Source organism: Kribbella pratensis (assembly GCF_004366075.1).
In the GTDB taxonomy this organism is placed as follows: Bacteria; Actinomycetota; Actinomycetes; order Propionibacteriales; family Kribbellaceae; genus Kribbella; species Kribbella pratensis.
The window spans coordinates 1657748-1682758 of sequence record NZ_SODU01000002.1 but is presented as its reverse complement, the minus strand read 5'-3'; the positions used below and the strand labels follow the sequence as shown (position 1 = coordinate 1682758).

Sequence of the window (25011 nt, the reverse complement as noted above, 5' to 3'; positions counted from 1 at the left end):
CGCTTGCGCCGTCTTCGGCGCCGACGGTTCGGTCTACGAACCCGACGAGCCGGTCTGGGACGAAGGCCGCGTGGAAAGGGCCCGCTGACCTTACAGTTCTCGAATGACAGGCGCTCTCGCGGCCCGCTGGGCTCGCACCGTCGTACCGAGCTGGACCTATCGCTGGCTGCTGCCTGCCCTCTGGCTCGGGGCGATCGTGGCGTCGACCGTCGCTGATTCCGGCACCTGCTCCGTCGAGAACCCCACGGTCTGCGGCCCGGATAGGGCGTTCTCGCTGGCTGTCGTCGCCTGCTTCGCGTCACTCGCCCTGCTGTGGTGGCAACCGAGCGCCGCAGTCCTGGCCGGTGTGCTGTTCCTCGTCCTGGAACTCCGGTACGACGATGTCGCCGGCGCACAGGTCGCCTGGAGTATCTACGGCGTGCTGAGCGCGCTCCTGCTGATCTGGATCTTCTTGAGCCGCCGCAGCCAGCGGTCCTTGTCCGCGCGGATGCCGCGCGGCCAGGTCCAGGTTCCGGCGGCCGCACCGCTCGGCGTCACCATCCGGCTCCTCGTGGCAGCCGGTCTGGTGCTGGTCGGCGCCGCCGGGCTCGGCGTGATGCATGCGCTCGACCAACGCGAGGAAACGCATGTACGACGTGCCGTCGAGAAGATCGCCGTCGTGAAAGGCATCAACGACGACGGCGAGGTCGTACTCCAACTGCCCGACGGCGCCACCCGCAGCGTGCTTCCGCTGGACGACTACGACACCGGCACGCAGGTACCGGTGCTGGTCGACCCGGCCGACCCACACTGGCTCCGGCTCCGAGCAGAGCCGGCCGACAACACGTACTGGTATTCGGTGGCCAGTGCTGCCTGGGCCGTGTCCTTCCTGTTCGTCCTCCGTGACCTCCGCCTCCGCAGAGCCCGTCCACGGACGTCCTGGAGCGGCCCGGCCATGCCCGTTCGGATCGATCGGCACTATTCCGACGCGTTCACGGTTCGGTCCGCCGACGGCACGGTCCTGCTGGGCTTTCTCCACACCGAACCCGACGACCTCGTCCCCGCCCATACCGCTGCCCCGGCCAAACTCACACAAGAGTGGGCGAAAACCCTCAGGCGGTACCGAGGCGACGCACTGCTCGTCGGGGACCTCGCTGAGGGCAGCTGGCCGACGCTGATGATCGGTACCCATGCGCTGCGGCCGACCAGCCCGTTCCGGGCACCCAGACAGCTGCCTTGGTACAACGAAACCGCAAGCCGCCTGCCGAAGGACTTCAAGCCGGCCGAGGACGCACCCGCCCCGCCACCCATCGAGCCGGCGCGGGAGGTCCCGACGCTGCCGTGGGAGGTGCCACTCCGGGCGCGGTCCTGGTGGAATCTCCCGGCGCTCGTCGCCGTACTGCTCGTCGCCCCGCTCGCCGTCGGAACCTTTGCAACCTGGGGAGACTGGTGCGCCGCTGTCCTGGTGACCGGCATCGGTGCACCGCTGGTGCACTCACTCGGCTCACGTGCGCTCTTCCGGGTGACTGCCACCGCGACCGACCTGTGGATTCGCACTGGCTGGTTGGAGCGGCGCCTGTCGTGGCGGGTCGTGGATTCGGTCGAGGTCGAGGAGGACGGGCTCAGCCTGGAGGCAGGTGACGACTGGCATGTTGTCGGCGGTATCGCGGACAAGGAGCTGGCCAACGTCGCTGCCGTGTTCGAGACGCTCCGGCTGCGTTCGCACACCGGTCTGCCGGAGGAGCCGATCGCCCGCCGTCCCTCGCCGGTCCTGCTGATCAACGCGATCTACGTAGCCGTCTGCGTCCTCATCCTCGTCCTGACCCGCTGGAACCCCTTCTAGTGTGGTGATGGCGAAAGTCATCACCGAAGCAAGCATCAGAGCGGAGTTGGGAGAGATCGTGCCGGGTGGCCGCATCCCGAGAACGAAACCCAGATCTCCATCGCGAAGCTGATCGGTCTCGGCGTGCAGGATCTCGCGGCGGCGGAGGTGGCGCTGCAGCGGCTGACCGTAGACACCCTGTCCATCGGCGTCCGCCGGGCGCCGGCATCGATCCTCGATCTGCGCTGATGCGCTTGACCTAGAGCCTTCTCTAGGAGGTTCACTCTGTTCAATCGCCCGGCGACGGGCCGCTGAAAGGACCTTCCATGAGATACCGCACGATAGGCAACGATCCGCAGACGCGACGCGAGGTGAGCGTTCTCAGCCTCGGCGCCATGCTGTTCGGTACCGCCACAGATGAGACGACGGCGTACGCGATCCTGGACCGATACGTCGAGGCCGGCGGCACATTCGTTGACACTGCCAACAACTACGCGTTCTGGCTCAGCGGCACGCAGGGCGGCGAGAGCGAACAGTTGCTCGGGCGATGGCGGCGCAGCCGCGGCATCGGCGACGAGGTCGTCATCGCGACGAAGCTCGGCGGGCGGCCGAACGTCCCGATGCGGGAATTCACCCCTGACATCGAAGGTCTGTCGGCGAAAGTCATCCGTGAATCTGCGGAGCGCAGCCGCGAACTGCTGGGCGTCGAGCGACTTGACCTCCTTTACGCACACATCCACGATCTTGAGGTGCCGGTAGAGGAGACGGTCGAGGGGTTCGCGGAGCTGGTTGGATCCGGCGCCGTGGGGTTGCTCGGTGCGAGCAACCACTGGGCGTGGCGACTCGAACAGTCCCTGAGCCTGGCGGCTTCTGCCGGGCTGCCGACGTACGAGGTTCTTCAATACCATCACACCTACCTTCGCCGGCGCACCGACCTGCCGACCCTGCGCTCGCCTGACGGCAACGTCGGCGTGGTCGGTGGGGACTTGCTCAGCTACCTGCGGGCCAATCCCGAGCTGACGCTGGTCGCCTACTCGCCGTTGCTGTCCGGTGCGTACGTACGCACCGACAAGCCGCTGGGCGCCGAGTTCGATCATTCGGGCACGCCGGTGCGGCTCGCGGCGCTCCGCGAGGTAGCCGAAGAGACCGGTGCGACCGCGAACCAGGTGGTGCTGTCCTGGCTGATCGGAGGAGACCTCCCGGTCATTCCGCTTGTCGGCGCTTCCTCGGTGGCACAGCTCGACGAGAGCCTCGCAGCTGTCGATCTCGAGCTGACCACGGAGCAGCGCGCGAAGCTCGATGCCGCGTATTGACGCAGCCCTTGATCAGGCGCACAGGGCGCAATCCAATGGATCACGTGCACAGACGGGGGTGGGACATATGCGGTACGGACTCAAGGTGAATCCCGCGACATGGGACGAAGCATCGGAATGGGCTGCGACAGCCGAAGATGTCGGCTTCGACGCGTTGTGGACTGGAGACAACATCCGCCATCCTCGGGACCCGTCGACTCCTGTGCACGCCGGTCCGGAGCTTCTCGCAGCATGGGCTGCGACGACGACCCGGATCTCGGTCGGCCTGCTGATTGCGAACGTGGTGTTCCGCAGTCCGATGCTCCTGGCCAAGCAGGCCGTCACGCTGGACCACATTTCGGCCGGTCGCTTCCAGCTCGGCGTCGGTGCCGGCATGTGGCCGACGGATCATGCGATGGCAGGCGTGCCACCGTGGCCGGCGAAGGAGCGGTCGGCGCGGCTCGATGAGTTCGTCAGAATCGTCGACCGGCTGCTCTCCGGCGATGCGAGCGACCACGACGGCGCGTACTACTCGTATCACGACGCCGCGATGAGCCCGGCGCCCGTACAGCAGCGCATCCCGCTGATCGTCGCCGCGAATGCCTCGGCGAGTCTCGAGGTGGTAGCCGGTTACGCCGACGCGTGGGTCACGTTCGCGGGCCAGGCGGCTGAAGAAGACTTCTATCACGCGTCGATCCAACGCATGCGCGCGCTCGACCGACTCTGCCTGGAACGGGATCGCGAACCCGGCACTGTTCGCCGCATCCTGCTCGCGTACGGGTCCTTGCAGCCGTGGTCCGACGCTGACGCATTGCCCAGGCTGACTGAGCGCTATCGGGACATCGGGTTCGACGAGATCGTCTGCTACGCCCCGAAGCCGGACGAGCGTGGGACATTCGAGAAGGCAGTCAGTCGACTGAAGGTATGACGGCTGGCGCGCTCCGGCCCGACCTCGATCGAGACCGGCCGGCAGCGCGAGCGCTCGTCTTGACAGCGTCCCGACATCCATCGAGCAGTCCCGATCGTGAGCAGCTGTTGGTGACTGTGCTCGGTATGTTCATTCAATCCGGTGAGTAAAGCGGTGAGTTGCTGTGAGGCTGAACGTGCCCGCGTCGAGTTTGCGATCTAGTGCCTCTTCAAAGGTCGGGGTTGCACTCGTGGCGGGTTGACCGGTCCGGTGGTGGAGTCCGAAGGCTTTCCGGCGGAGATGGCGATGGCCCGACAGCCTGAGCCCTGCTTGACGAGTGGACCAGTCCGTCATCACCAGCGAAGGAAGCTGTCATGCCTCGAGCCGACCAGCCCACCATCGACCTCCTGACCGACTACTTCGACGCCATGGAGGCCAAGGACTTCGACCGGCTCGGCTCCTACTATGCCGATGACGTCTCGTTGACCTTCGCCAACGCCCCGACGATCAACGGGCGGGTCGCCATGCTGGACCAGATGACGACCTTGCTCGGCAAGGTCGCGTCGCTGGCCCACCCGCTGATCAACGTCTGGCAGGAAGACGACGGCGTGGTCATCTTCGAGGTCACGAGCATCTGGCGCTTCCACGACGACACCGTCATGAAGATCAACGCCTGCTCGATCTTCACCCTCGCCGACGGCAAGTTCACCGACCAACGCATCTACGTCGACAACGCCCCCATCGACGGGCTCCTCAACTGACCAGGTCTTCCGGGTCGGGATCATCCGCCCGGTGCTGAACCGTGAGTGCGCGGCGGCGATCACCAGCACCGGCAACAGCTTCGCGGTGCCGTCCTCGAGCGGGATCGTGCGCGGCGGGAAACACAGGTCGCACTACGCGGCATCACCGGGCTGCCACACGATCCGGTCAGCCGGATCGTGTGGCCGGGACGCAAACGTTCTCGCGGAACCACCGGATCGACCCCGTCCAGCCACCCGCTCAGCCAGCACCGTCGCCGGCATGTCCGGCACCTCCGACTAAGCGCCCGCACCGCAGGCTTGAACACCGTGAACGACGTCGGACCCGGCCTGCGCGCATACCTCGGCGGCGCATCAGAGCTCACCGCGTTGATGACCGTGGTCCGCGATATCCCCAGCCCGCTCAGCGATCCGCGCCCACCGCATGGGGAGAGCGGTGCCCCCGGGGGTCCGGGGGATGAACCCCAAACCCATCGTGGATCATGCACGGTCGCTGACCGCGTCGGCGCCGGCGTGCGCCGCACATTCGATGCTGTCGAAGACATGCTCCTGCCGGTCGGGCGTGATCACCACGAACGCCCGTCGTACTCGTTGCCACACACTTCACATGTCGCCATCAGCGCCTCCCAGGTCGAGCGCGGCCTTCGCCGGTACCCACAGCACCGGCACGTACGCGATCCAGCCAGCTCGGCTCGGAGATCTCGATGACTGGGTACCGGGCCGCCATGGACAGCGAAGAACGTGCCACCTTGCTCGGGGCGCTCACCACCGAGCACTACGTCCTGCAATCGGCGGCCGGGACGGCGATCTCCGAGGCCGGCAACCGCTTGACCTCGTTCATCCTGGCCATGTCGAGCTCAATGGTCGCGATCGGCTTCACCGTGCACGACGAGAACGTGTTCTGGCCATTCATCTCCGCCCTCCTGCCGCTGCTGTTCGGACTCGGTGTGGTGACCACGATCCGGCTCGTCGAGACCGGTCTGCAGGGGCTCATGTACCAGCAGTCGATCGCCCGGATCCGCCGGTACTACCGCAATCTCGACACCGACCACGCCGCCTACTTCGGCAAGTACAGCCGGCACGACGATCCTCCCGATACCACCGAGGCGCTCGCGATGCTGGGTACCAAGAAGCGTCCCGAGGTGTTCTCGATCGCCACCACCGCGGCTCTGATCACCGCGGCGATCGCCGGCATCGGTACGACGCTGCTCGTCGTACGCGTCGTCGGCAGCGACGCGCTGCCGATCGCCTACCCGGTCGGCGCGACAGCCTTCGTCGTCCTCATGTTCAGCTTCTTCCGCTACGAACGTGTCCGATACCGCGAAGTCGCCGACTGACCCACCCCGAGCAGGACGGCCCCCCGTCCACTGTCGATCAGCCGGCCGGCGGCGCACACGCGCGGACGATCGCCACGTCCTCTTCCTCGATGTCCGCGGCGATCAGCCCGGCTTTCTGCTGCGCGCGCATCAACGGCCCTAGCGGACCTCGGACCCTGGCCGTGACTTCGACGTCCACGAGGCCGGTACGCCGCAGCCGCTCGATCGTCCGCTCGATCCCGATCAGCGACGAATGCACCACCAGTAGCGCTCCCCCCGGGCGAAGATGAGCGGCCGCGCCATCGCAGAGCGCGTCGAGCACGATGCGCCCGTCGTACCCCGCCTCCCAGGCCCGGCGGGCGCCGAAGGCCGGCACACCGGGACGGAAGGACGGCACGTACGGCGGGTTGCTGACGATCAGATCGAACCGCTCCCCCGCGACCGGCCCGAACGTCCTGCCACGAAGCGTCCGCACGTGCAGGCCGGCCCGGAACGCGTTGAGCTGGACGGTGAGCAGCGCGCGCCGTGATACGTCGATGGCAGTCGCGGCCGCACCACAGTCCGCCGCGGTCAGCGCCAGCAAGCCACTACCCGTGCAGATGTCGAGCACGCGCGACTGCGCGTCCAGTCGCTCCTCGCGGATCGCGTCGGCGAGCATCCACGAGTCGGAGATCGGCGCGAAGACCCCGGGAAGCGTCACCAGTTTCATGCGGTGAACACCTCCGCGAGCCACGGCACGACCCGGTCGGGACCGAGCATTCGAAGGTGATCCACCGGAGGGTTCTCGACCAGTTCCCGTGCGTCGGCCAATCCACCCGGCGCATGCCCCTCGGCGGCATCGATGAGTTCATGCAGGCGTCGGCGGGTCGGGCGGGCGACGCCGGTACGAAGGTCGAGAAGCTCACCCCGGACGCCGTCCCGGAGCGCTGCCCAGCGGTTCTCCGCGATCCGCCAGGACGGCGCCGGCGCCGGCAGTTCACCGAGGTAGTGCAGCTCGGCCAGCCTGGCGGCCAGTGCATAGACGAACCGAACGATCGCGCTCGTCAGATCCGTCGTCGCCTGTACGTCGAGGACCCGGAGCTCGAGCGTGCCGAAGCGGACATGTGGCCGGAGCTCCCACCACCACTCCGACGGGTCGTCGACGGCGCGCCCGCGAACCGCCCAGCACAGGTCGGCGGCGAACTGCTCCCACGAAGCAATGATCGGCGGCACACCCTGGCGCGGCAACTGCGCGGCGATCACCGGACGCACTGAGCAGAGGCCGCTGTCGCGTCCGCCGACGAATGGTGCGGCGCCTGCGAGCGCGGCCAACTCCGGCAGCAGATCTCGCAACGCGTGATAGACCGCCAACGTGCAGTCGGCGTCACCGAACGCCAGGTGCACCTGCAACGACGACACCAGCTGCCGACGGATCACCTCACGGTACCGGTCGTCGAGACCGACTGCTCGCGCCGTTGCCGACAACTCCACAGGTCCGTCGACCAATGGGTGAACCGGCGCAGCGACCACAGCCAGGCCCGAGCCACAGCCGTCCGCCAGCAGCGACCGGCAACTGCGCAGTTCCGCGACAGCGACGTCCGGATCCTTGTGCACCGAGGTCGCGATCTCCACCTGGCAGGCAGGCAACTCCTGCTTGATCCGGGCGTCGTCCACGAGAGCCAGCACCTCAGACGCCCGCGCAGGCAGCCAGCTCCGGCGATCCACCAGCAGCAGTTCTTCTTCCAGCCCGACCGTCCCCGCAGCCGTGCCGGCGAACACCGACCGCAAATACTCGGCCCTCGCCAAGGTGTCCTTCATGGCCCCCTCCGGATTCCACACCGCCCCCACCCGGTGCCCAGCTCGTCCCCACCAGAACCCACACCCGACAGTTCTCCGCCCCCTACCCAGCGAGGTGCCTACGCCAGGCCGGTCCGTGCATGTCCCATCCGCTGCGGGTGCTCAGCTCGGCACGGACGGGACCGGGTGCTCCGACAACGCCTCGGCGACCGCGATCAGGTTGCTCGCCATCGCGCGACCTGTCTTCGCCGACCATTCGTGGCCCTCGTCGGTCTCCGAACAGCTCGGACCAGGACCGGGCCCCTTGTTCCAGTACGTCCACGCCTGGCCCGGGATGGTGTAACCGATGTCCATCAAACCACCGCAGATCTCGGAGGTCACATGATGCGCACCGGCTTCATTGCCGGTGACAACAACACCGGCAACCCGGTCGTAGGCGACCGGCCGGTCCTGGTCGTCGGTCTCGCTCAGCATCGCGTCCATCGGCACCCTCATCGCTACTCACCCCCCAGGCTTGACGTTGCGATCGGCCAACCGGATCCGGCTCACCTCCACCTCCGCCTTCTCCAACGCCTCGACCACCACGTCGGTCAACTGATCGGTGTTCGAAGGCTCCGGCGACGCTTTCAGCGTGCAGTTCAGAACCAGCGCCCGCATGCCTACTCCTCATCCCTTGACCTGACCGTCCCGTCCGGTGGCAGGACCTCGCCGCCGTTGGAATCCTGGTCGACTCGGTGCGTCTCGCCGGCAGAGTCGACGATGTCGGTCTCCGACGGGTCCGCGGCGACACGTACGTCGTCGTCCACGGAGTTGACCGCCAGCGCACTCGGGTCCACGTCGTCGAGGGTCGGACGGTAGTCGTCCTCGCCTGCCTGGCTCATCATCTTCTCCTTCGGCTCGCCCGTCCCTGCCGGGTTCCCGCGCCATCAAGCGCGAAACGGGGACTGCAGCGGTTCCTCGGGACCGGTCGTCAGTCGACCGGCCCAAGGTCGGCTGTGACTCCGAAGTGGTCACTGCCGAAGGTGCCGTCGACCAACTGATCAGCCAACCGGTCGGCCGAGTGGATCCGTAGGGTCGGCCCACGATCGTCGCACCGAACCATGAGGTAGTCGATGCGCCGCGGCGGGATGCGGGCCCAGTCGGCCTCTGCCACGATGAGCGGGTTGTCGAGGGTGAATGTGTGGCCGCTCTCTCCTGGCCGGGCGAACTCCCAGACGTCCTGGTAGCTCACGCTCAGGCCGCCCAGCGACTGCCGCCCGGTCAGGAACCGTACGCTCGCGGTCTCCGGCCTTGCATCGAAGTCACCGCCGAGAACAACGTGCACGTCGTCGCGGTCCTCAACGAGTCGCTCGATCCAGCGGGCAACCTCCAGCGCTTGCAGTTCCCGCTCTCGTTCGTACCCGACCTGCCAGTTCGGCTTGTGGTTGACGAACAGCACCGGCCCCAGTTCGGTGGCGAACTCCGCTGCGGTCGATCGTCCGGGAAAGTCGTGCGCATCGACTCGTCCGGTAACCACCAGGTCGATCTCCTCGACCCGGTCCGGCGCCCACCGGCTGACGATCGAACACCCTAGTCCGACCGGTGTACGACGACCCTGATGAAGAACGTGATAGTCCTCGCCGAAGATCTCACGCACTTGATCACCGGTGCCGTCGACAATCGTCTCCTGCAGCGCCACGAGATCCGGGTGCAACGACCGAAAGCACTCCCGCAGCGCTCGCCGTCGCGTCGTCCAGTCCCCGTGCCGGCCCCAGACGTTGAGCGTCGCCACCCGGATCTTCCCGTCCACACGACCTCCTCCCCGCCGCAGTACCCGGCCGCAAACCCATCGCGGTCAGCACCCGCCGCCCGCGTCTGTCGTGTGACCTCATCGGAGTTGAACGCGTCTGTGCTCGAGCACGTTCAGGACCTCGAGCCGCTGCGCGTGGTTGCGTTCGTACCCGATCAGTTGCTCCACCTGCTGGACGTCCAGAGCCTGGATGCGTGACGGCAGGCATCGGGCCGGGAGGAGGTCGAACTCCGGCACCGGCAGGGAAGCGCGATCGCTCGCCATCCTGACTCTGCTTTGCATCGTTGGCCACATCCTCTGGTCGGTTCGCTGGACTGAGGCATCCGGTGCCCGACCCCGTTCCTCCGAAACGGGCCGCAGCGATACCGCACCCTGACACTCGAGGACGTTGACCAACCGGCATCAGAGTTGCCTTTGACAACACGGTTCACGGACTTGTTTCCCGCCGACGCGCGAGGGAACCGGCCGGGCATGCCCTACGCGATCGTCACAGGATCTGACAGTGGTATCGGCCGTGCCACAGCCGTGGAACTGGCCAAGGACGGCTTCGATGTCGGCGTCACCTGGCACGCCGATCAGCCCGGTGCCGAAGAGACCGCGGCGGAGATCCGCGAGCTCGGAAGACAGGCATCGGTGGCTCGCCTCGATCTGGAGGACCTGCCGGACGCAGCCAACGTGATCGACGAACTCGCCGACGAACTGGGTGGCGTCGACGTCCTGGTTGCCAACAGCGGAACCGGAACCAGCAAACTGGCCGTCGACCTCGACTACGAGGAGTGGCGCAAGGTCATCAGTGTCGACCTCGACGGCGCGTTCCTCTGCCTGCAACGCGCCGCGCGCCGGATGATCGCGGCCGGGCGCGGCGGCCGGTTGATCGCGGTCACCAGCGTCCACGAACATCAGCCGCGTGTCGGTGCCGCGCCGTACGACGCCGCGAAAGGCGGGCTGGGCCTGCTGATCAAGACTTTGGCCATCGAACTCGGTGAACATGGAATCACCGCGAACTCCGTCGCCCCGGGAGAAATCGCTACGCCGATGACCGGGCAGACCGACGAAGACCCACGACGCAAACACCGGCCCGGCGTTCCCCTCGGCAGACCAGGCCATGCCAGGGAGATCGCTGCGACAATCGCGTTCCTCTCCTCGCCCAAAGCGTCGTACCTCACCGGCGCCAGCATCGTCGTCGACGGCGGAATGCTCCAAATGGGACCGATGGCCGGCAGCCACCTCACCACGGACGACTGGCGCAAGCCGTAGTGCGGCGCCTACGGCAAGCATCGCCCGTTCCTTGCCAGAGTCCTTGTCAGAGCGGCGCTCCGGCGCTCCGGCCATTGACGATTCAACGGTCCGCGGTCAGATCAAGGCGGTTCAGGCAACAAATCATTGAGCGGTACCCGGAATACCTCACGTCAGCCTTCGCGCTCCGGATGACAACGATGGCAGGTTGACGGTGGCTGGTTCCGGTTGTCCTATGGAGGTATAGCCCTCCAACAGCGTGGGGCCGCCGTCCAGTCCGCAAGGACAGCAGATGGCCGAATTCCACGGCTACGACCGTCCGCGCGTCGCGGCGCTCCCGCACGCTTCGCGGCGGTCTGCACTATCGGAGCGGTCACATCACCCGCGCAGCCATTGGGCCGCTGTCAGCGGCCACGGGGTACAGCTCGGTCGAGCCGGGACACGTCGAGTGCGGTCTAGCACGAGAACTGGGTCTCGCGCGCCCCGGCCCACCGAGTAGCGCCGGGACGGCGATTCCCTCAGGACTGGTCCCAACGCAACAGCGCGGCGACGGGTGCTCCGCGGAGGCCAGCCGAGTAAACCTTGAGTAGCCGCTCCGAAGATCATAGGCGACTACTTATCTTCCCAGGTCGGAGAGCCGGTCAGGGGATTCGAACCCCCAACCCCCGCTTTACAAGCCAGCCTGGATGAATGCCCGTCTTGGAGTCGATCGAGGTATCCGATCGATCGCCGCGACAACCCGTTCGTTGTCGTCGTCGGTCACGGGTTCGATGGATCGATCGTGGTGGCCGATCCGGTCGGCTCAATCTCATCCGGTGCCGCTTTGGCGGCGACAGTGTGCGTTGCGGCCGGCGTGACAGCGTTCGGCTCACCTGCAGGCGGATGCTCGAGCGCGCACCGGCGCCGTTCAGCGAAACCGGCACCGAGCCTCGCGATCCCCCCATTTCTCATCAATGAGTAATGGGAGTTTTCCATAGCGTGATGAAGTCCATAACAAATGGCTCGCCGTCGCGTCTTTTCGCTTCTTTTTCGGTTGACAGAGAGCGACTTGAGCTACGGTTTGCCGCAAGGGGAGAGTCATAATCCGGGGGCCGGCATGTCGAAACGCTTCGCGACCGCATTTTTCGTTCTCACTACTGCGGTCGTGATGGTGCTAGGCCTCACCGCCTCGCCCGCGCAGGCAGCCGAGGGTGATCCTGCGTCCTCCGTTGTGGCGACGTGGTCCTGCACCAGCAGCCCGTGCCCGTGGGGCCCGTCGGACACCAGCAACACGGCAGTCTGGCCGGCCGCGGCCGAGCCGGTCCGGGCCCGCTACGGCTACACCGTCTCCCACGACGTCTACGCCCCGGTGTCCAAGGTGGCGGGCTGGAAGATCACCGTCACGTCCGGCAGCGCCACGGTTTACGCGGGCCCGGCCGACGGCTCGCACTCGTCGCTGGCCGCGCTGCAGACCGGCGACAGCTACACCGTGTCGAGCACCCTGAGCAGCAGCAGCATCGTCAGCGTGCAGGACGGTGGGTCGTTCGAGTACACGATCACCCCCGGCACCCCGACCGACCCGCCGCCGGCCTCCGGTGACAGCTCCGTGCTGGCCACCTGGAACTGCACCAGCAGCCCGTGCCCGTGGGGCCCGTCGGACACCAGCAACACGGCAGTCTGGCCGGCCGCCGCCGAGCCGGTCCGGGCCCGCTACGGCTACACCGTCTCCCACGACGTCTACGCCCCGGTGTCCAAGGTGGCGGGCTGGAAGATCACCGTCACGTCCGGCAGCGCCACGGTTTACGCGGGCCCGGCCGACGGCTCGCACTCGTCGCTGGCCGCGCTGCAGACCGGCGACAGCTACACCGTGTCGAGCACCCTGAGCAGCAGCAGCATCGTCAGCGTGCAGAGCGGTTCGCCGTTCGAGTACGCCTTCGTGCCCGGCGAGCCGGGCCCGCCGCCGCCGCCCGCTTGTACCGACCCCACCACCTGCGACCCGGTCTCCTGGGTCAACGCCCGCTGGCGCTACGCCGGAACCGGCGAGGATCCCGGTGACTGGTACGGCGGCGTGATCACCTGGCCGGTCGGCACGGCCTACCAGGGCAACGGCCGCGCCGGCTACAACGCGCGCACCGTCTACTCGGAGTCGGGCGTTCCGCTCTACCCGTACATGGGTGCCTGGGCCGACGGGTGCACCGTCCGCGTGGTCACTGGCCGGGCCCTGATCATCGAGTGGGAGCGCGGTACGGACGTGTGGCGGGAGACGCTCGTGTACGCCGGTCAGGCGCACACCATCTCGCTCAGCGGCTCCGAGGACGGCGCCATGATCGAGACGAACAACGACCTCGAGCCCTTCACGGTCTCGATGAGCAACTGCACCCCACGGCCGCTGTCGGAGTCGAGCAACCGCCTCCCGGTGGCGAACGCCGGTGCGCCGCAGTCGGTCGTGGTTGGTACGACCGTGACTCTGAACGGGTCCGGCACCGACGCCGACGGCGACGACCTCACCTACGCGTGGACCCAGACCGGTGGACCGGCGGTGACGCTGTCCAGTACGACGGCGGCGAAGCCGACCTTCACCGCCCCGTCCTCGGCATCCACGCTGACCTTCAGCCTGGTGGTGCGGGACGGCCAGGCCAACAGCGCGGCGGCGACCACCACGGTGACCACCACCCCGGTCAACCAGGTGCCGGTCGCGAACGCCGGTACGGCGCAGTCGGTCAACACGGGTATCACGGTGACGCTGGACGGCTCCGGCAGCCGCGACGCCGACGGCGACGACCTCACCTACGCGTGGACCCAGACCGGTGGACCGGCGGTAACGCTGTCCAGTACGACGGCGGCGAAGCCGACCTTCACCGCCCCGGCCACACCGGCCACGCTGACCTTCAGCCTGGTCGTGCGGGACGGCAAGGTGGACAGCGCGGTGTCGACCACCACGGTGACCGTCACCAGTCCGAACCTGGCCCGGGGCAAGACCGCCACCCAGTCGAGCACCAGCGGTACCGCGGTGGCGGCCCGGGCGGTCGACGGCAACACCAACGGCGTGTTCGCGAGCGGCTCGGTGACCCAGACCAACACCTCCATCCAGCCGTGGTGGCAGGTCGACCTCGGTTCCGCGGCGGCCGTCTCCACGGTCACGGTGTGGAGCCGGACCGACTCGAACCGGATGGGCAGCGGCTCGGTGTTCATCTCCTCGACCGACATGACCGGCCGGTCGATGTCCTCGCTGCAGGCCGACGACTCGGTGAAGGAGATGTCGTTCTCGGCGTTCTCGTCCACCACCAACAGCCTGACCCTGAACGCGGGCAACGCCACCGGCCGGTACGTGCGGGTGCAGCTGTCGAGCATCTTCACCACGCTGAACCTGGCCGAGGTGCAGGTCGGCGGCACCACCGGCGCAGTGAACCTGTCCACCAACCGGCCGGCCACGCAGTCGTCGACCGACGTCGGCACCGCCGCCCGGGCCGTGGATGGGAACACCAACGGCGTCTTCGCCGCCGGGTCGGTGAGCCGGACGGCGTCCAGTTCGCAGCCGTGGTGGCAGGTCGACCTGCTGACCAATTCCCGGGTCGGCAACGTCACGGTGCACAACCGGACCGACGCCTCGGCCGACAAGCTGAACAACGCGGTGGTGTTCCTCTCCACCGCCAGCATGTCGGGCCGGACCTACGCCCAGCTGATGGCCGACTCCACGGTGACCAAGCTGAACCTCGGGGCGACGCCGGGGGCGGTCACCAGTCTGCCGACCAACACCGTGGCCCGCTACGTCAAGGTGCAGTCGCCGGCCACCAGCGCCGGTGTGATCAGTCTGGCCGAGGTCACGGTGACGGGCACCCAGCCCAACTGACGCACGACCAGGGATCCGTCTCGGTTCGTTCCATCGACGAAGCGCACGGTCCGGGCTCCACGCCCGACCGACCGTGCGAGGAAAGCCAGCGATGAGCGAGCCGGGACGAATCCTTCGTGCGCGGCGGGTCCGCTGGCGGACGGCCAAGCGGCGGCGCCCTTTTAGCAGGTCGTCCTATAGGGCCGATCGCCGAAGTTCTCCCGCCACTCCGCTGCGGTCAGATCGCGCCCAGTCATCCGGCAGGCGGTGTCGACGGCGTGCTCCAGCCGGGTGTCCCAGTGATAGACACCCTCGTCGTACGCGGCGATCGCGATAGTGTGGCCGTCTGGCAGGAAATCGGCGGTGACCATTTGCTGGTGGGGCGTCGCGATTGAGCCCAGCAACGCCGCGGTCTTGCCGTCGAAGAGACTCACCCCGGCATCGAAGCCGGCCGAGACCAGCAGCGAACTGTCGGGCGAGAAGGCGATGCCGTTGACAAAGCCTTGATGGACGAGCTGCGGTGCCGCGATGTCCTTGCCGGTCGCTGGATCCACGACCAGCACCTCTCCCTTCTCACTGCCGACGGCCACCCGCGTCCCGTCCGGGGCGAACGCGACGAGGCTCGGGACGCTCATCGAGAAGCTCCCACGCCGGACCACCCGGCCGGCCGTCAAGTCGACCAACGCCCAACGATTGGAGTCAACGTCAAGCCGGTCGGAGATGTGGCGGCCTCCGATCACCACGAAGGCGGACCGATTGTCCGGGCTCGCCGACAGGAAGGCGACAGGACCACCAACCTGAACGGGCTTGCTGAGATCGCGGAGGGTGGCTCCATCCAGCATCCTGGCGAGGCCGGACTCGTCACCAACGACCAGGCGGCTGCCGTCCAGTCCGCTGTAGTCGAGATCCAGCACACTGGAGGCGGTCACCTTCCGGTTGGCCAGCAAGCGACCGGTCCGGGCATCCTCGACAAAGACCTTCCCGTTCGAATCGCCCATGGCGAACCGGGCTCCATCCGGGTGCCAGGTGCCGCAGGATCGTGTCGAGACGCCGATCTGGCTTGCATCGAAGGGGACGACCTTTCCGGTGGTGCTGTCGACAAAGCCTCCGACGGGATCACCTGGGTCCAAGTAGCCCGCATCGTAGTCGAGAAGCCGGAAGTAGCGGCGCCCGCCGGGAGCTATGACGCGACATCCGGACTGGAAGTTCTGCGCCCTCCGCGTCCAGCTGAGGTAGCGATGTCGCCCTGGCAGATCCCAGCTCCGGATGGCACCATCGCCCCCCGAGGTGTAGAGCGTGTCGTCATCCGGGCTGAACGCCGCCGTCAGAGTGTCACCGTCGAAGATCGGCATCTCCTCCAACGGACTTCCGCTCGCGGTGTCCCACACCACGGCGCGATTGTCGGCTCCGGTCGAGACCAACCACGTGCCGGCGTGGGAGAACCGCACATGACGGAGTTCGCTCGTGTGTTTGCTCAAGCGATGCACAGTTGCTCCCGTCGACGCGTCGAGCACCAGCACATCGCTGTACTCAGCGCTGGAGGTGTCCTTGGCCTCCCACGCGAGCGCGAGTGACTTCCCGTCGGGACTGACGTCGGCGTCGACGAAGGCAAGATCGGCCCTCGACCAGAGCTGCTTGCCGGTGGCAACTTCGTAGGCGGCCACCGGCTTCGTCAGATAGAACCGATCGCCGGCCGGACTGAGTACGACATCCTGAACAGCTCCCGCGGGTAGTGGCACGACCTTTCGCAAAGCGGGCGAAGCGCCAGGAGTGATGGTCCAGACGAACACTGCACCGGCGCTGAAGTCGCTGGTCGCGCCGTTGCCGTAGTACTGGATCATCGCTACGAGTGAGCGTCCGTCGTGGCTGTACCCGACGTGCGTCGCACGAGCAGGCGTCTTGGTGAAGCCCGGCAGTCGCTGGCCGGTCGGCTGGAGCGTCGTGGGATCGAGCAACAGGACTGGTTCTGTGGTTGGTGGCGGCGTGCCGACCGCGAGCTCCCGACCACCAGGGCTGCGTGCCATCGGGCCCAGGAGGTCCAGGTGACGTGCTCCACCCGAGCGGTTCGGCGGCTCGTACGACGCGATGGCGTTTCCGGTGGTCAGGTCGTAGCTGAGTACATGGTTCGTCGCGGTGTAGATGAATGCCTGGTGTCCATCCGCGCTGACCTCCAGACCGTAGGAATCCACCCGTTCGGTCTCGAGGGAGCTGATCAGCTGCGGGTGTTTCGCGAGCGCTGCGAGCAGGTTCGCTCGCGACTCGGGCGACGGGTTCATCCGGACCGCGGCCACCGCGAGGAGGAGTGAGGTGTCGATGTCGCTTTGTACGACGGCCTTCGCACCGGCCCGGCCGGCCGCGGCGATCGTCGCGGACTGTTCCGCGGCAGCCGCCTGGCGATCGGCTCGCTGTGCCTGGCCGACCGCCAGGACACCGGCGATCAAGGCACCGACCAGCAGGGTGGCGGCCAGGGCGAGCGCGGCACGCAGCCGCCGGTTGATCCTCGCTTCGTGCCTGGCCCGGTTCTCGGCCGCACGCAACTCCGCATCAGCGAGCTGTCTGCTCGCAGAGAGGAAATCTTGTTCCGTAGCGGTCAGGTCGGGTGCCGCCTGGTCGCGCCACTGCCATACCTTCGCGAGGCGGACGCCGCGGTACAGCTCGCTGTCCGGACGCCCCAGGGAATCCCAGGAGTCGGCTACCTGGGTGAGGTGATGGAGGAGTTGCTGGCCTTCAAGGTCGTCGTCGAGCCAGCCGCGCAGCCGGGGCCAGGCCCGCGCGAGCGCCTCGTGCGCCAGTTCGACGACGCCGTCGTCGCTGGTCACCAGGCGAGCGCTGATCAGCCGGTTCACGAGCTGATCCGACTCCGGGCCGGTGACGACCGAACGCCGCGGCAACCGGCTGCGCACGGGCTGTCTGTCAGGCCCGGACGCCACAAGACGCAACAGCAATGCCTTGAGCATAGGCCGTTGCCCGGGGGTGAGCTGTGCATAGACCTGCTCCGCCGACTGTGCCACTGCGCCCTGGATGCCACCAGAAGCGCGATAGCCAGCGACAGTCAGGGTCCGGCCTTCCCGGCGTTGCCAGGTCTCGGCCAGGGCGTGCGACAGCAGCGGCAAAGCACCCGGCCGACCCGCAGCCTCAGCCACCAGCAGGTCAACCAGTCCAGGTTCGACGATCAGGGAGGCGAGTCGCGCGGGCTCGGTGATCGCGGCTCGGAGCTCTGCTTCGGACATACCAGTGAGCAGGTGCAGCCCTTCTTCCACGGCATGGGCAAAGCCCGGATAGGAAGAAATGTCTGCCAGCCCGTCGGCTCGGAACGCCAGGATCAGGGCCGCATCCGTGGCTTGCTCGGTCAACCGGGACAAGAACGCCCGCCGCTCCCCTTCGTCCTGACACAGCGAGAAGACCTCCTCGCACTGATCGACGACCAGAGTCGGCCGTGGCCCAACGCCCGGCAGCGCGGCAGTGAGCGCCTTCATCGGATGGAGCCCCGGTGTGATCGCAACGATATGGCCGCCGTCGGCACGCAACGCTGCGGCCACACCTGCTCTGATCAGTGAGGACTTGCCACAGCCGGACGGACCGGCCACAGCGAGGATCGAGTGATCGGACAACTTCCGCAATCCGGCAGCGACCTCGGTGTCGCGGCCGAAGAACAGTTCGGCGTCGTCCACGTCGTACGGACTCAGCCCCTGGTAGGGACAGGCCGCGCTCGGTTCCGGCAGGGCGCTCGGACTCGACAGCGCCCGATCCTGGCGCAGGATCGCCTGCTCGAGCGCGTCGATCGCCGGACTCGGGTCGAGCCCGAGTTCGTCGTCGAGGACCACACGCAGCCGTCGCAGAGTCTCCAGCGCCTCTCCCTGCCGGCCGGCCTGGTACTGCGCCGTCGCGAGCAGGGCCCATCTCCGCTCGCGCAGCGGCGCCTCCGCGGTCAACGCCTTGGCCTGGCTCAAGACCCCGTCATGGCCGCCGGACCGCAGCGCGGACTCGATGTACAACTCCTGCGCGAACTGCCGCAGTTCAGTCAGCCGGGCCAGCTCGATCCGGGCGCTGTCCCACTCCGCGATCTCCTCGAACGGCCTACCGCGCCAGAGCGTCAGTACGTCGGCCAGCACGACCGCCGCACGTTCTGCCTCGCCGACCGCCAGCAGCGCACCAGCCCGTCCGACCGCACGCTCGAAGCGCTGACTGTCGATCTGGTCGTGCGGGATGGTCAACCGGTAACCGTCCGGTGACGTCTCGATCGAATGGCTGCCGAGCAACTTCCGAAGCCGGACCACACAACCCTGGATCACCTTGACCGCCGAGGCGGGCGGTCGTTCTCCCCACAGCGCGTCAGCGAGCACCCCAGCGCTGACAACCTCTCCCGGATGCACCGCGAGTGCGGCCAGGACGACGCGATCGCGTCGTGCGAGGTTCCTCCACTCCCCCTCGATGGTTAGTGGGCCGAGTACGGCGATCACCACGTTTTCGACAGTCCACCACTCTCAGGCACCCGTCAAGGCGACTGATACCACGCTGATACCGCTCTGCGCCGATCCGATACCGGCGCGCGCGACAACAGTGCCAACACCTCGAGGCGCATCTGGATCGTCGATCACGAAGATCCCGCCGACAGAGGAGAGGAAGCCATGACCAACGCCGCACGCACCACGAAGCAGTCCATGACCACCCGGCTCGCCCAGTTGGCGGCAGGCGCCGCAATCAGCCTCGCCCTCATGACAACCGCCGCGCCGGCGATGGCGCAATATTCACCCGAGCCAGGTGACGTGTACGTCTCACCCGAGCCAGGTGACGTGCACGTCGGACTGGATCACCCGCTCATGCCCACACCCGAGGCCGCGCAGCCCGAACCCGCCGTCGACGTGAGTTCAGCCGCGCTCGGTGCACTGGGCGCCATCGCGCTGGGTGGCGTAGGCCTAGGGATCACCCTCGGCATCCAGCGCCGCCGCGACCACTCGACAGCCCATCCGGCCTGATAACAGCAACGTAACGCGATCCGTGCTCTCGGGCTGCGACGAGGCCGTCGCCCGAGCGCCGACCCGCTGCCAAGGCCCTGATCCATTAGAGCTCAAATTGGCAGGCGTCCGACTTACCTGGTGCGGCTACGCAGCGTACGCGCCCTACGGGCCTGGCCCGGCGGCATACCTCCGGTCCAGGTACTGGGTCCGATCCTCGCCGGACAGGTCAGCTGAGAGACGAGTGGAATCCAGATGGGCGGGTGCCGCGTCTTCCCAGGCGTAGCCCGCGGCAACCTTCCGGTCCAGGTCCCGACGCAACGACGACGGCCGCGTCATCGCCGTACCGAGGACTGGCGCCAGGGCCAGCGGCCCGGTCGCGCGACCTGTACGGCGTCCCAGGGTGTCTCGTTCTGGTACTCCGGGAGCGTCGTTCGTTCTGTTGAAGGGCCTCTTCACTGCGCATGTCACCGGCAACGTCGTCGTGCTCGCAGCAGACATTGCGTGCATCGACCGGTCCGCTCGTCCACGGTGCTTGCAGGTGGTGTTCATCGGGGTGACGGCGGCACTCACGGTCGCGGTCGATGGCTCACGTCGGGCGCCGTAAGACTGGGCCGGCATGTTCCTTGGCTGCAGTTCGCCTTTCTCACCGCGACCGCCGCTGCGACGCTCCGCAGCACATCTTGGCCTGGCTCGGGCGGCGAGGTCCTGATCGCCGTACTGGCTGGGGCCGCGATGGCCTGTCAGAACGCGTCGCTCCACCTGAGCACGCCGTCCACACCGGTGATGGCCGACAACATCGTGGCGTCAACGGTCGGTCTCACGGTGGGACGGGTTGCGGCAGGCTGATCGGGCTGCCGACCGAGCCGCGTGGCTCGCGCTGTGGCCGCTGCTATTCGCCTTCTTCGCCGGCTGCATGCTCGGCGCCCGCGCGCATCCCTTCGAGGACACAGGCGGCGAGCAACCCACGGGCCAGGGTCTGCCCGGGACAACCACGGGCGCGAACCGGACCCGGCCAGGGCCACCGTGGAGGTCAAGGACCCAGACATCGCTCGAGGAGTCGCCATGTGCTTCGCCCATTCGTCGACGGCCAGTGAGGCCCTCCATATCCAGGCCGAGATCGGCTCCGAAGCCGCGGCTGCATTCAGCGGTCTGGTGGACGCCGGGGCGCTCGGCACCGTGGACCTGCGTTGTCCCAAACCAGCCAGTCGCCGTCCCCGCTTTCACCGGGCCGGACATTGAAGCGTCCCACCATTAACTCATCATGACATTAATCGAACTTATGTTCTACAACTGGGTTGCAGCGTTGGGGCTGCCTCAGTTGACGATCCTCACAGACGTGCTGGAGTGGGGTCGCTCGCCAGGGCAGGTTGCGCCTTGGTCGCGGTCTGACGCCACTGCCGTGGTGAGAGCCCGTACTCGGCGCGGAAGAGGCGCCCGAAGCTCGATGGGTCGCGAAATCCCCAGCGTTGGGCCACGGAGGCGATGGTGACGCGCTGTGACAGGCCACTGCCGAGGTCGTCTCGGCATCCCTCCAGCCGCTGATTGCGGATCCAGTCACCGAGCGAGATGCCGCCCGCGGCGAGGACGTTGTATAACTGGCGGCGGGAGATGTGGTGTTCGGCAGCGATTCGAGCGGCGTTGAGGCTCGGATCACCCAGGTGCGCACGCACGTACTCCAAGATCCGCAGCTGCAACGTGGCCTCCAATGATGCCTTGGTCGCCGCCGAGGTGACGTCGAGATGCGTGCTGATCACTGCCCGGATGAGTTCCATGGACGACTGGCTGACCGCGTCGGCCCCGGCGTCGGCGAACGCTCCCGGCCGATCGGCGAGGTGCCGGAAGTAGCCTGCGGCCAGGTCTGCAACCGGATGCCCAGGACTGAGCCGCGTCGCCGTCACCTGCCGCACGACATCCCTCGGCGGGGCCAGCCTCTCCAACGGCATGCGGAACTGGTGTTGTCGGTAACCCTCGGAGTCGACCAGTGTGTATGGAGATGTCGAGCTGTACACCACAAGGTCCCCGGGGCGCACAACGGCTTCGCGGCCATCTTGAACGACGAGGCTGGATCCGCTGACTTGCAGACCGAGCATCAGGCTGGGTGCCAGATCGTCGCGCGCCAGGATCGGGGTGCGCTCAACCTTGGTGACATTGGATCGGATCGAGGAGATCCGCAGCCCACCAAGGTCGGCTAGCCTCCCTCGTACGACAGGGCCCGGCTCCGGGAAATCCAGCTCCACCGGAATGATCCTGGCGGCCACTGCATGCATGGACTCGGCCCGCATGCCGGCCGCAATCGTGCGCGAGTCGACAATCTGGATCACGGCGTAGTCCTCCGTACTCGCGGGCCGCGGGCTCAGGGGCGTGCGGACCGGGCGCGACAGGCGGCGCCGGCTCGCTGAGAATGATACTCGCGGGCCCTGCGCGCTCGCAGAGATCGATCACTGGAGTGCCTACCGCGCAGGGGTCTGACCGTAGGTCGACCATTCGTGCACAGGTCTCTGCACGGTGTGCAGGATAACGCGCGCAACGGGGCCGGCCACTCCGTCTGACCCTAGCGTCGATTCCGACACCACCGACGGTGTCCTCGACGGGCGGCCCACACGCCCCTTCTGGACGCACGCCGAGCTGTTCACGGCGCGCGCTGCCGAAGCTCCAGTCCAAGCTCGGCGCCGCCGCTGAAACCCCCGCCCGGCGAGCCCGCTGAGCGGACAACGAACCCCTGCAAAGGACCTGCAATGCGTACATCGAAGAAGTCACTGCCCCTGGCCGTCGCGGCTCTCACCGCCGGCGTGCTCGCGCTGGGCGTCGGTAGCGCCACGGTCAGTAGCGCGCAAACCACGCAGGACGACGCGAAGGTCAAACCGACGATCGTGCTCGTGCACGGCGCGTGGGCCGACGGCTCGAGCTGGTCTGCCGTCACCTCAAAGCTGCAGAGCGCCGGGTACACCGCCGATGTCGTGGCAAATCCGTTGCGCGGCCTCGCAAGCGACGCGCAGTACGTGCGTGATCTGCTGGCCACAATCCCTGGCCCGGTCGTGCTCGTCGGGCACTCCTACGGCGGCATGGTGACTACCAGCGCTGCCACAGGCAACCCGAACGTCAAGGCCCTCGTCTACGTGGATGCCTTCATCCCCGACCAAGGCGACAGCGTAGGCTCGCTGGCCGCCGCAGTGCCCGGCTCCGAACTGGACCCGAACAGCTCGATCGTCACGGTGCCGATCCACGACGCTGGCGGAAACGTCGTCAACGCCGACGTCTACATCAAGCCGAATCAGTTCGCAGGCCTCTTCGCCGGTGGTATCCCTACCAAGCAGGCCGCCGTCCTAGCCGCCACCCAGCGGCCACTGACCGCCAGCACGCTCAGTGAGACCCTCGCTGGTGTTCCGGCGTGGAAGACCATCCCGTCCTGGGACCTCATCGGTACGGCGGACAAGGTGTTGCCACCGGCGGGGCAGCAAATCATGGCGCAGCGCGCCGGCGCGCACATCACCATGGTCGACGCGCCGCACCTGTCGATGATCTCCGACCCGGACGCGGTCACCGGCGTGATCATCGACGCCGCCGGTGCCACCAGCTGACCGACCAAGCGAATCGTCACCGACGATGACACATCGAGGGCCACCGATGTCCTGATGCAGAACTGTCACCGATGTCGTGAGACATCACACGAGACATCGACGAGGTGGTCAGCTGAGGCTGTCCGGCAGGGTCGGGAGGTCGTCCGGTCGTAGGTCCGGCCGGTGCGCTGGGAGTAGGCCATATCGAAACCTGCGCTATTCCCCCGGACCTGTGCTCATTGCCGCTGGTCCAAGTCAGCTTCCTCAGTGCCCGAGGACGTGAACGGGGAACGGGCCGCGGTACCACGGCAGATCGACATCTCCTAGTAGCCGGCGAGCTCGTGGTCGATCCTCATCCGCTCGTGACGACTCGCCCTGCAGCAGCACGTCCGGACCCTGGAAAACCGGCTGTCAGAGAGCCTTGGCGAGGACCTCTTTCTCCACAGTGGGCTGGGCGCACCCGACGACATCCGCAGCCTCCAGCAGGCACTCGCCGACCGCGCGCAACAACTCCTCGCGCTGCGCCGGCAGCTCGAGGAACGCGGCGATGAGCTCGCCGCGGCCCGAGCTGGGCCCAAGCCCGCCACATCATCCGCAATACCGACGGCACCATCGAGGAAATCAACATCTACGGCAGCGGCCCGTTCCCTTCCCGCTCCCCAATCAAGACAGTCCGGCGCACCTAAGAATCCCCCGGAACACTCTCTGCGAAAGCCGCCGATCTAACGACTCCACTCCACAAAAGCGCATAAGGCCACTCTCGCAACCTGCATGCTTGACGAGCTCAGTGAAGGTAGCCGTCCAACTTCACCTCATACCGTGATCCGCCCGGCATCGCCCGCGGGCCGGGGATCTGGTCGACCGATCTCGCCAGCGCAACCTCGACCGGCCCGGCCAGGTCGGCCGGGATCCGCACCTGCTTGATCTCAGTCCGACGACGCGCGGGACTCATCGCTGCTCCAGCTGCGCCAGCCCGTCCAACGCGGCCACACAACAATCCGCGGGCTTGCCACCGGCAGCGGCGCGGCGCGGAGCGGGCAGAACCGATGGACTGGTGGAGTGTCCATACTTGAAGTCTGCGCTATTCCTAGGGGTGTGATCCGTGTCCGGCCGATCCGTGGCGCAGTTGGGCGAGCCTGTTGGCAACGACAGCACCCGCTCGGATCAGGGTTCGACGTCAACCCAGCCTTTGGAGAGCGCGAGCTGTCCGGATCGATGGGCTGCGCGCTGACCCATGACCCAGTGCTCAAGGTCGTCGACAGATTCAGCGATGGATCGTCCCGTGGTGTCGAGTAAGTAGGTGTCCCAACGGCGATCTTCCTTGGTCCACGTCGACCATCGATCCCAGGCCATCTCCGCCCAGCTACCGTCAATGATCACGTCAGGCCGGTAGCGGGGGTCTTCAGCGTGCCCACGGTGCCAGGCACCCCAACCGACGAAAGAGTCGAGGACTGCGGGTGGCCAGCGACCGTCGTCTCGTCGGTCGAGGCGCCGCCGTCGCTCCTCGTCGGCGACGTGCACGAGGCACACCGCGATGCCATCGAGCTGAGGCGCTGAGGGCGAGGCCAAGACCTCACCGAGCGGGGACTGCCCGGTCAAGACAACATCCAGCCCACGGTCTTGATGCTCCAAGGCTTGGCGGATCCACTGTTCTGTCGTCCGATTTCGCCACTGCGTGTCCGCATCCTCTGGTACGCCGATCTCGTCGTGATCATGGATAACCACGCCCGGCACCCGGTCGCCCAACGCGCGCGCCAGCGTCGTCTTACCCGAGCAACTCGAACCAGTCAGTATCAGCAGCATCCGACCAACC

General features: G+C 67.2%; 21 protein-coding genes. 10 read left to right on the top strand and 11 right to left on the bottom strand.

Annotated elements, in window-relative coordinates:
- Positions 1-103 precede the first annotated feature (103 nt).
- From EV137_RS23050 to EV137_RS23020, 5 genes are all read left to right on the top strand, one after another.
- Positions 104-1822, top strand: a complete 1719-nt coding sequence (locus tag EV137_RS23050) for a hypothetical protein (protein ID WP_134130686.1) — start codon at positions 104-106, stop codon at positions 1820-1822.
- A gap of 305 nt (positions 1823-2127) precedes the next feature.
- Complete coding sequence (locus EV137_RS23045) at positions 2128-3114, top strand: aldo/keto reductase (protein ID WP_134003542.1); 987 nt, start codon at positions 2128-2130, stop codon at positions 3112-3114.
- Between the two features lie 67 nt (positions 3115-3181).
- On the top strand, positions 3182-4021 hold the full coding sequence (locus EV137_RS23040) for an LLM class flavin-dependent oxidoreductase (protein WP_166679979.1): 840 nt from the start codon (positions 3182-3184) through the stop codon (positions 4019-4021).
- Positions 4022-4374: 353 nt separating this feature from the next.
- The gene (locus tag EV137_RS23035; protein ID WP_134130684.1) at positions 4375-4761 is read left to right on the top strand and encodes a nuclear transport factor 2 family protein; all 387 of its coding nucleotides are present in this window, start codon (positions 4375-4377) and stop codon (positions 4759-4761) included.
- Between the two features lie 701 nt (positions 4762-5462).
- Positions 5463-6095 carry a hypothetical protein gene (locus EV137_RS23020; protein ID WP_134130683.1) on the top strand — a complete coding sequence of 211 codons (633 nt, stop codon included), beginning with the start codon at positions 5463-5465 and terminating at the stop codon, positions 6093-6095.
- Between the two features lie 37 nt (positions 6096-6132).
- On the opposite strand, the gene EV137_RS23015 is transcribed toward EV137_RS23020, so the two are convergent.
- The 7 genes from EV137_RS23015 to EV137_RS22990 all read right to left on the bottom strand — a co-directional run bounded on the left by EV137_RS23015 (position 6133) and on the right by EV137_RS22990 (position 9903).
- The gene (locus tag EV137_RS23015) at positions 6133-6783 is read right to left on the bottom strand and encodes a HemK2/MTQ2 family protein methyltransferase (protein WP_134130682.1); all 651 of its coding nucleotides are present in this window, start codon (positions 6781-6783) and stop codon (positions 6133-6135) included.
- Complete coding sequence (locus tag EV137_RS23010) at positions 6780-7871, bottom strand: carboxylate-amine ligase (RefSeq protein ID WP_134130681.1); 1092 nt, start codon at positions 7869-7871, stop codon at positions 6780-6782. The genes EV137_RS23015 and EV137_RS23010 overlap by 4 nt, the downstream gene beginning before the upstream one ends.
- 141 nt (positions 7872-8012) lie before the next feature.
- Positions 8013-8345: a flavodoxin family protein gene (locus EV137_RS23005; RefSeq protein ID WP_202871077.1), complete on the bottom strand. Its 333-nt coding sequence runs from the start codon at positions 8343-8345 to the stop codon at positions 8013-8015.
- Positions 8346-8351: 6 nt separating this feature from the next.
- Complete coding sequence (locus EV137_RS41125) at positions 8352-8507, bottom strand: flavodoxin family protein (protein ID WP_202871076.1); 156 nt, start codon at positions 8505-8507, stop codon at positions 8352-8354.
- Positions 8508-8509: 2 nt separating this feature from the next.
- Positions 8510-8731 (bottom strand): hypothetical protein, encoded by a 222-nt coding sequence (locus EV137_RS23000; protein ID WP_134130680.1) that lies wholly within the window; start codon positions 8729-8731, stop codon positions 8510-8512.
- A gap of 89 nt (positions 8732-8820) precedes the next feature.
- Entirely contained in the window at positions 8821-9639 is an 819-nt protein-coding gene (locus EV137_RS22995; RefSeq protein WP_166679978.1) for an endonuclease/exonuclease/phosphatase family protein, read from the bottom strand.
- Positions 9640-9717: 78 nt separating this feature from the next.
- Positions 9718-9903 carry a DUF8129 domain-containing protein gene (locus EV137_RS22990; RefSeq protein WP_134003526.1) on the bottom strand — a complete coding sequence of 62 codons (186 nt, stop codon included), beginning with the start codon at positions 9901-9903 and terminating at the stop codon, positions 9718-9720.
- Between the two features lie 207 nt (positions 9904-10110).
- On the opposite strand from EV137_RS22990, the gene EV137_RS22985 reads away from it, so the two are divergent.
- Complete coding sequence (locus EV137_RS22985) at positions 10111-10896, top strand: SDR family oxidoreductase (RefSeq protein ID WP_134003524.1); 786 nt, start codon at positions 10111-10113, stop codon at positions 10894-10896.
- Between the two features lie 1075 nt (positions 10897-11971).
- The gene (locus tag EV137_RS22980; RefSeq protein WP_134130678.1) at positions 11972-14704 is read left to right on the top strand and encodes a PKD domain-containing protein; all 2733 of its coding nucleotides are present in this window, start codon (positions 11972-11974) and stop codon (positions 14702-14704) included.
- 161 nt (positions 14705-14865) lie between these two features.
- On the opposite strand, the gene EV137_RS22975 is transcribed toward EV137_RS22980, so the two are convergent.
- On the bottom strand, positions 14866-19146 hold the full coding sequence (locus EV137_RS22975; protein WP_134130677.1) for an nSTAND1 domain-containing NTPase: 4281 nt from the start codon (positions 19144-19146) through the stop codon (positions 14866-14868).
- A 165-nt stretch (positions 19147-19311) separates the two neighbouring features.
- Here EV137_RS22975 and EV137_RS22970 point away from each other — a divergent pair, with 165 nt between their 5' ends.
- Complete coding sequence (locus EV137_RS22970) at positions 19312-19659, top strand: hypothetical protein (protein ID WP_134003518.1); 348 nt, start codon at positions 19312-19314, stop codon at positions 19657-19659.
- A gap of 483 nt (positions 19660-20142) precedes the next feature.
- A complete protein-coding gene (locus EV137_RS22965; protein ID WP_134003517.1) occupies positions 20143-20487 on the top strand; it encodes a hypothetical protein in 345 nt (114 codons plus the stop codon).
- 482 nt (positions 20488-20969) lie between these two features.
- On the opposite strand, the gene EV137_RS22960 is transcribed toward EV137_RS22965, so the two are convergent.
- Positions 20970-21962, bottom strand: a complete 993-nt coding sequence (locus EV137_RS22960) for an AraC-like ligand-binding domain-containing protein (protein WP_134130676.1) — start codon at positions 21960-21962, stop codon at positions 20970-20972.
- A gap of 414 nt (positions 21963-22376) precedes the next feature.
- On the opposite strand from EV137_RS22960, the gene EV137_RS22955 reads away from it, so the two are divergent.
- Positions 22377-23219, top strand: a complete 843-nt coding sequence (locus tag EV137_RS22955; protein ID WP_134130675.1) for an alpha/beta fold hydrolase — start codon at positions 22377-22379, stop codon at positions 23217-23219.
- 763 nt (positions 23220-23982) lie between these two features.
- Here EV137_RS22955 and EV137_RS40700 read toward each other — a convergent pair.
- Complete coding sequence (locus tag EV137_RS40700; protein WP_166679977.1) at positions 23983-24150, bottom strand: hypothetical protein; 168 nt, start codon at positions 24148-24150, stop codon at positions 23983-23985.
- 212 nt (positions 24151-24362) lie between these two features.
- Complete coding sequence (locus EV137_RS22950) at positions 24363-25001, bottom strand: P-loop nucleotide/nucleoside kinase family protein (protein ID WP_134130674.1); 639 nt, start codon at positions 24999-25001, stop codon at positions 24363-24365.
- Between the last annotated feature and the right edge of the window lie 10 nt (positions 25002-25011).

What these genes read in the sequence shown, in the direction of transcription:
- EV137_RS23050 (WP_134130686.1), top strand. Translation starts at nt 104, where the DNA reads ATGACAGGCGCTCTCGCGGCCCGCTGGGCTCGCACCGTCGTACCGAGC.
- EV137_RS23045 (WP_134003542.1), top strand. Translation starts at nt 2,128, where the DNA reads ATGAGATACCGCACGATAGGCAACGATCCGCAGACGCGACGCGAGGTG.
- EV137_RS23040 (WP_166679979.1), top strand. Translation starts at nt 3,182, where the DNA reads ATGCGGTACGGACTCAAGGTGAATCCCGCGACATGGGACGAAGCATCG.
- EV137_RS23035 (WP_134130684.1), top strand. Translation starts at nt 4,375, where the DNA reads ATGCCTCGAGCCGACCAGCCCACCATCGACCTCCTGACCGACTACTTC.
- EV137_RS23020 (WP_134130683.1), top strand. Translation starts at nt 5,463, where the DNA reads ATGACTGGGTACCGGGCCGCCATGGACAGCGAAGAACGTGCCACCTTG.
- EV137_RS23015 (WP_134130682.1), bottom strand. Translation starts at nt 6,783, where the DNA reads ATGAAACTGGTGACGCTTCCCGGGGTCTTCGCGCCGATCTCCGACTCG.
- EV137_RS23010 (WP_134130681.1), bottom strand. Translation starts at nt 7,871, where the DNA reads ATGAAGGACACCTTGGCGAGGGCCGAGTATTTGCGGTCGGTGTTCGCC.
- EV137_RS23005 (WP_202871077.1), bottom strand. Translation starts at nt 8,345, where the DNA reads ATGAGGGTGCCGATGGACGCGATGCTGAGCGAGACCGACGACCAGGAC.
- EV137_RS41125 (WP_202871076.1), bottom strand. Translation starts at nt 8,507, where the DNA reads ATGCGGGCGCTGGTTCTGAACTGCACGCTGAAAGCGTCGCCGGAGCCT.
- EV137_RS23000 (WP_134130680.1), bottom strand. Translation starts at nt 8,731, where the DNA reads ATGAGCCAGGCAGGCGAGGACGACTACCGTCCGACCCTCGACGACGTG.
- EV137_RS22990 (WP_134003526.1), bottom strand. Translation starts at nt 9,903, where the DNA reads ATGGCGAGCGATCGCGCTTCCCTGCCGGTGCCGGAGTTCGACCTCCTC.
- EV137_RS22985 (WP_134003524.1), top strand. Translation starts at nt 10,111, where the DNA reads ATGCCCTACGCGATCGTCACAGGATCTGACAGTGGTATCGGCCGTGCC.
- EV137_RS22980 (WP_134130678.1), top strand. Translation starts at nt 11,972, where the DNA reads ATGTCGAAACGCTTCGCGACCGCATTTTTCGTTCTCACTACTGCGGTC.
- EV137_RS22970 (WP_134003518.1), top strand. Translation starts at nt 19,312, where the DNA reads ATGACCAACGCCGCACGCACCACGAAGCAGTCCATGACCACCCGGCTC.
- EV137_RS22955 (WP_134130675.1), top strand. Translation starts at nt 22,377, where the DNA reads ATGCGTACATCGAAGAAGTCACTGCCCCTGGCCGTCGCGGCTCTCACC.
- EV137_RS40700 (WP_166679977.1), bottom strand. Translation starts at nt 24,150, where the DNA reads ATGAGTCCCGCGCGTCGTCGGACTGAGATCAAGCAGGTGCGGATCCCG.
- EV137_RS22950 (WP_134130674.1), bottom strand. Translation starts at nt 25,001, where the DNA reads ATGCTGCTGATACTGACTGGTTCGAGTTGCTCGGGTAAGACGACGCTG.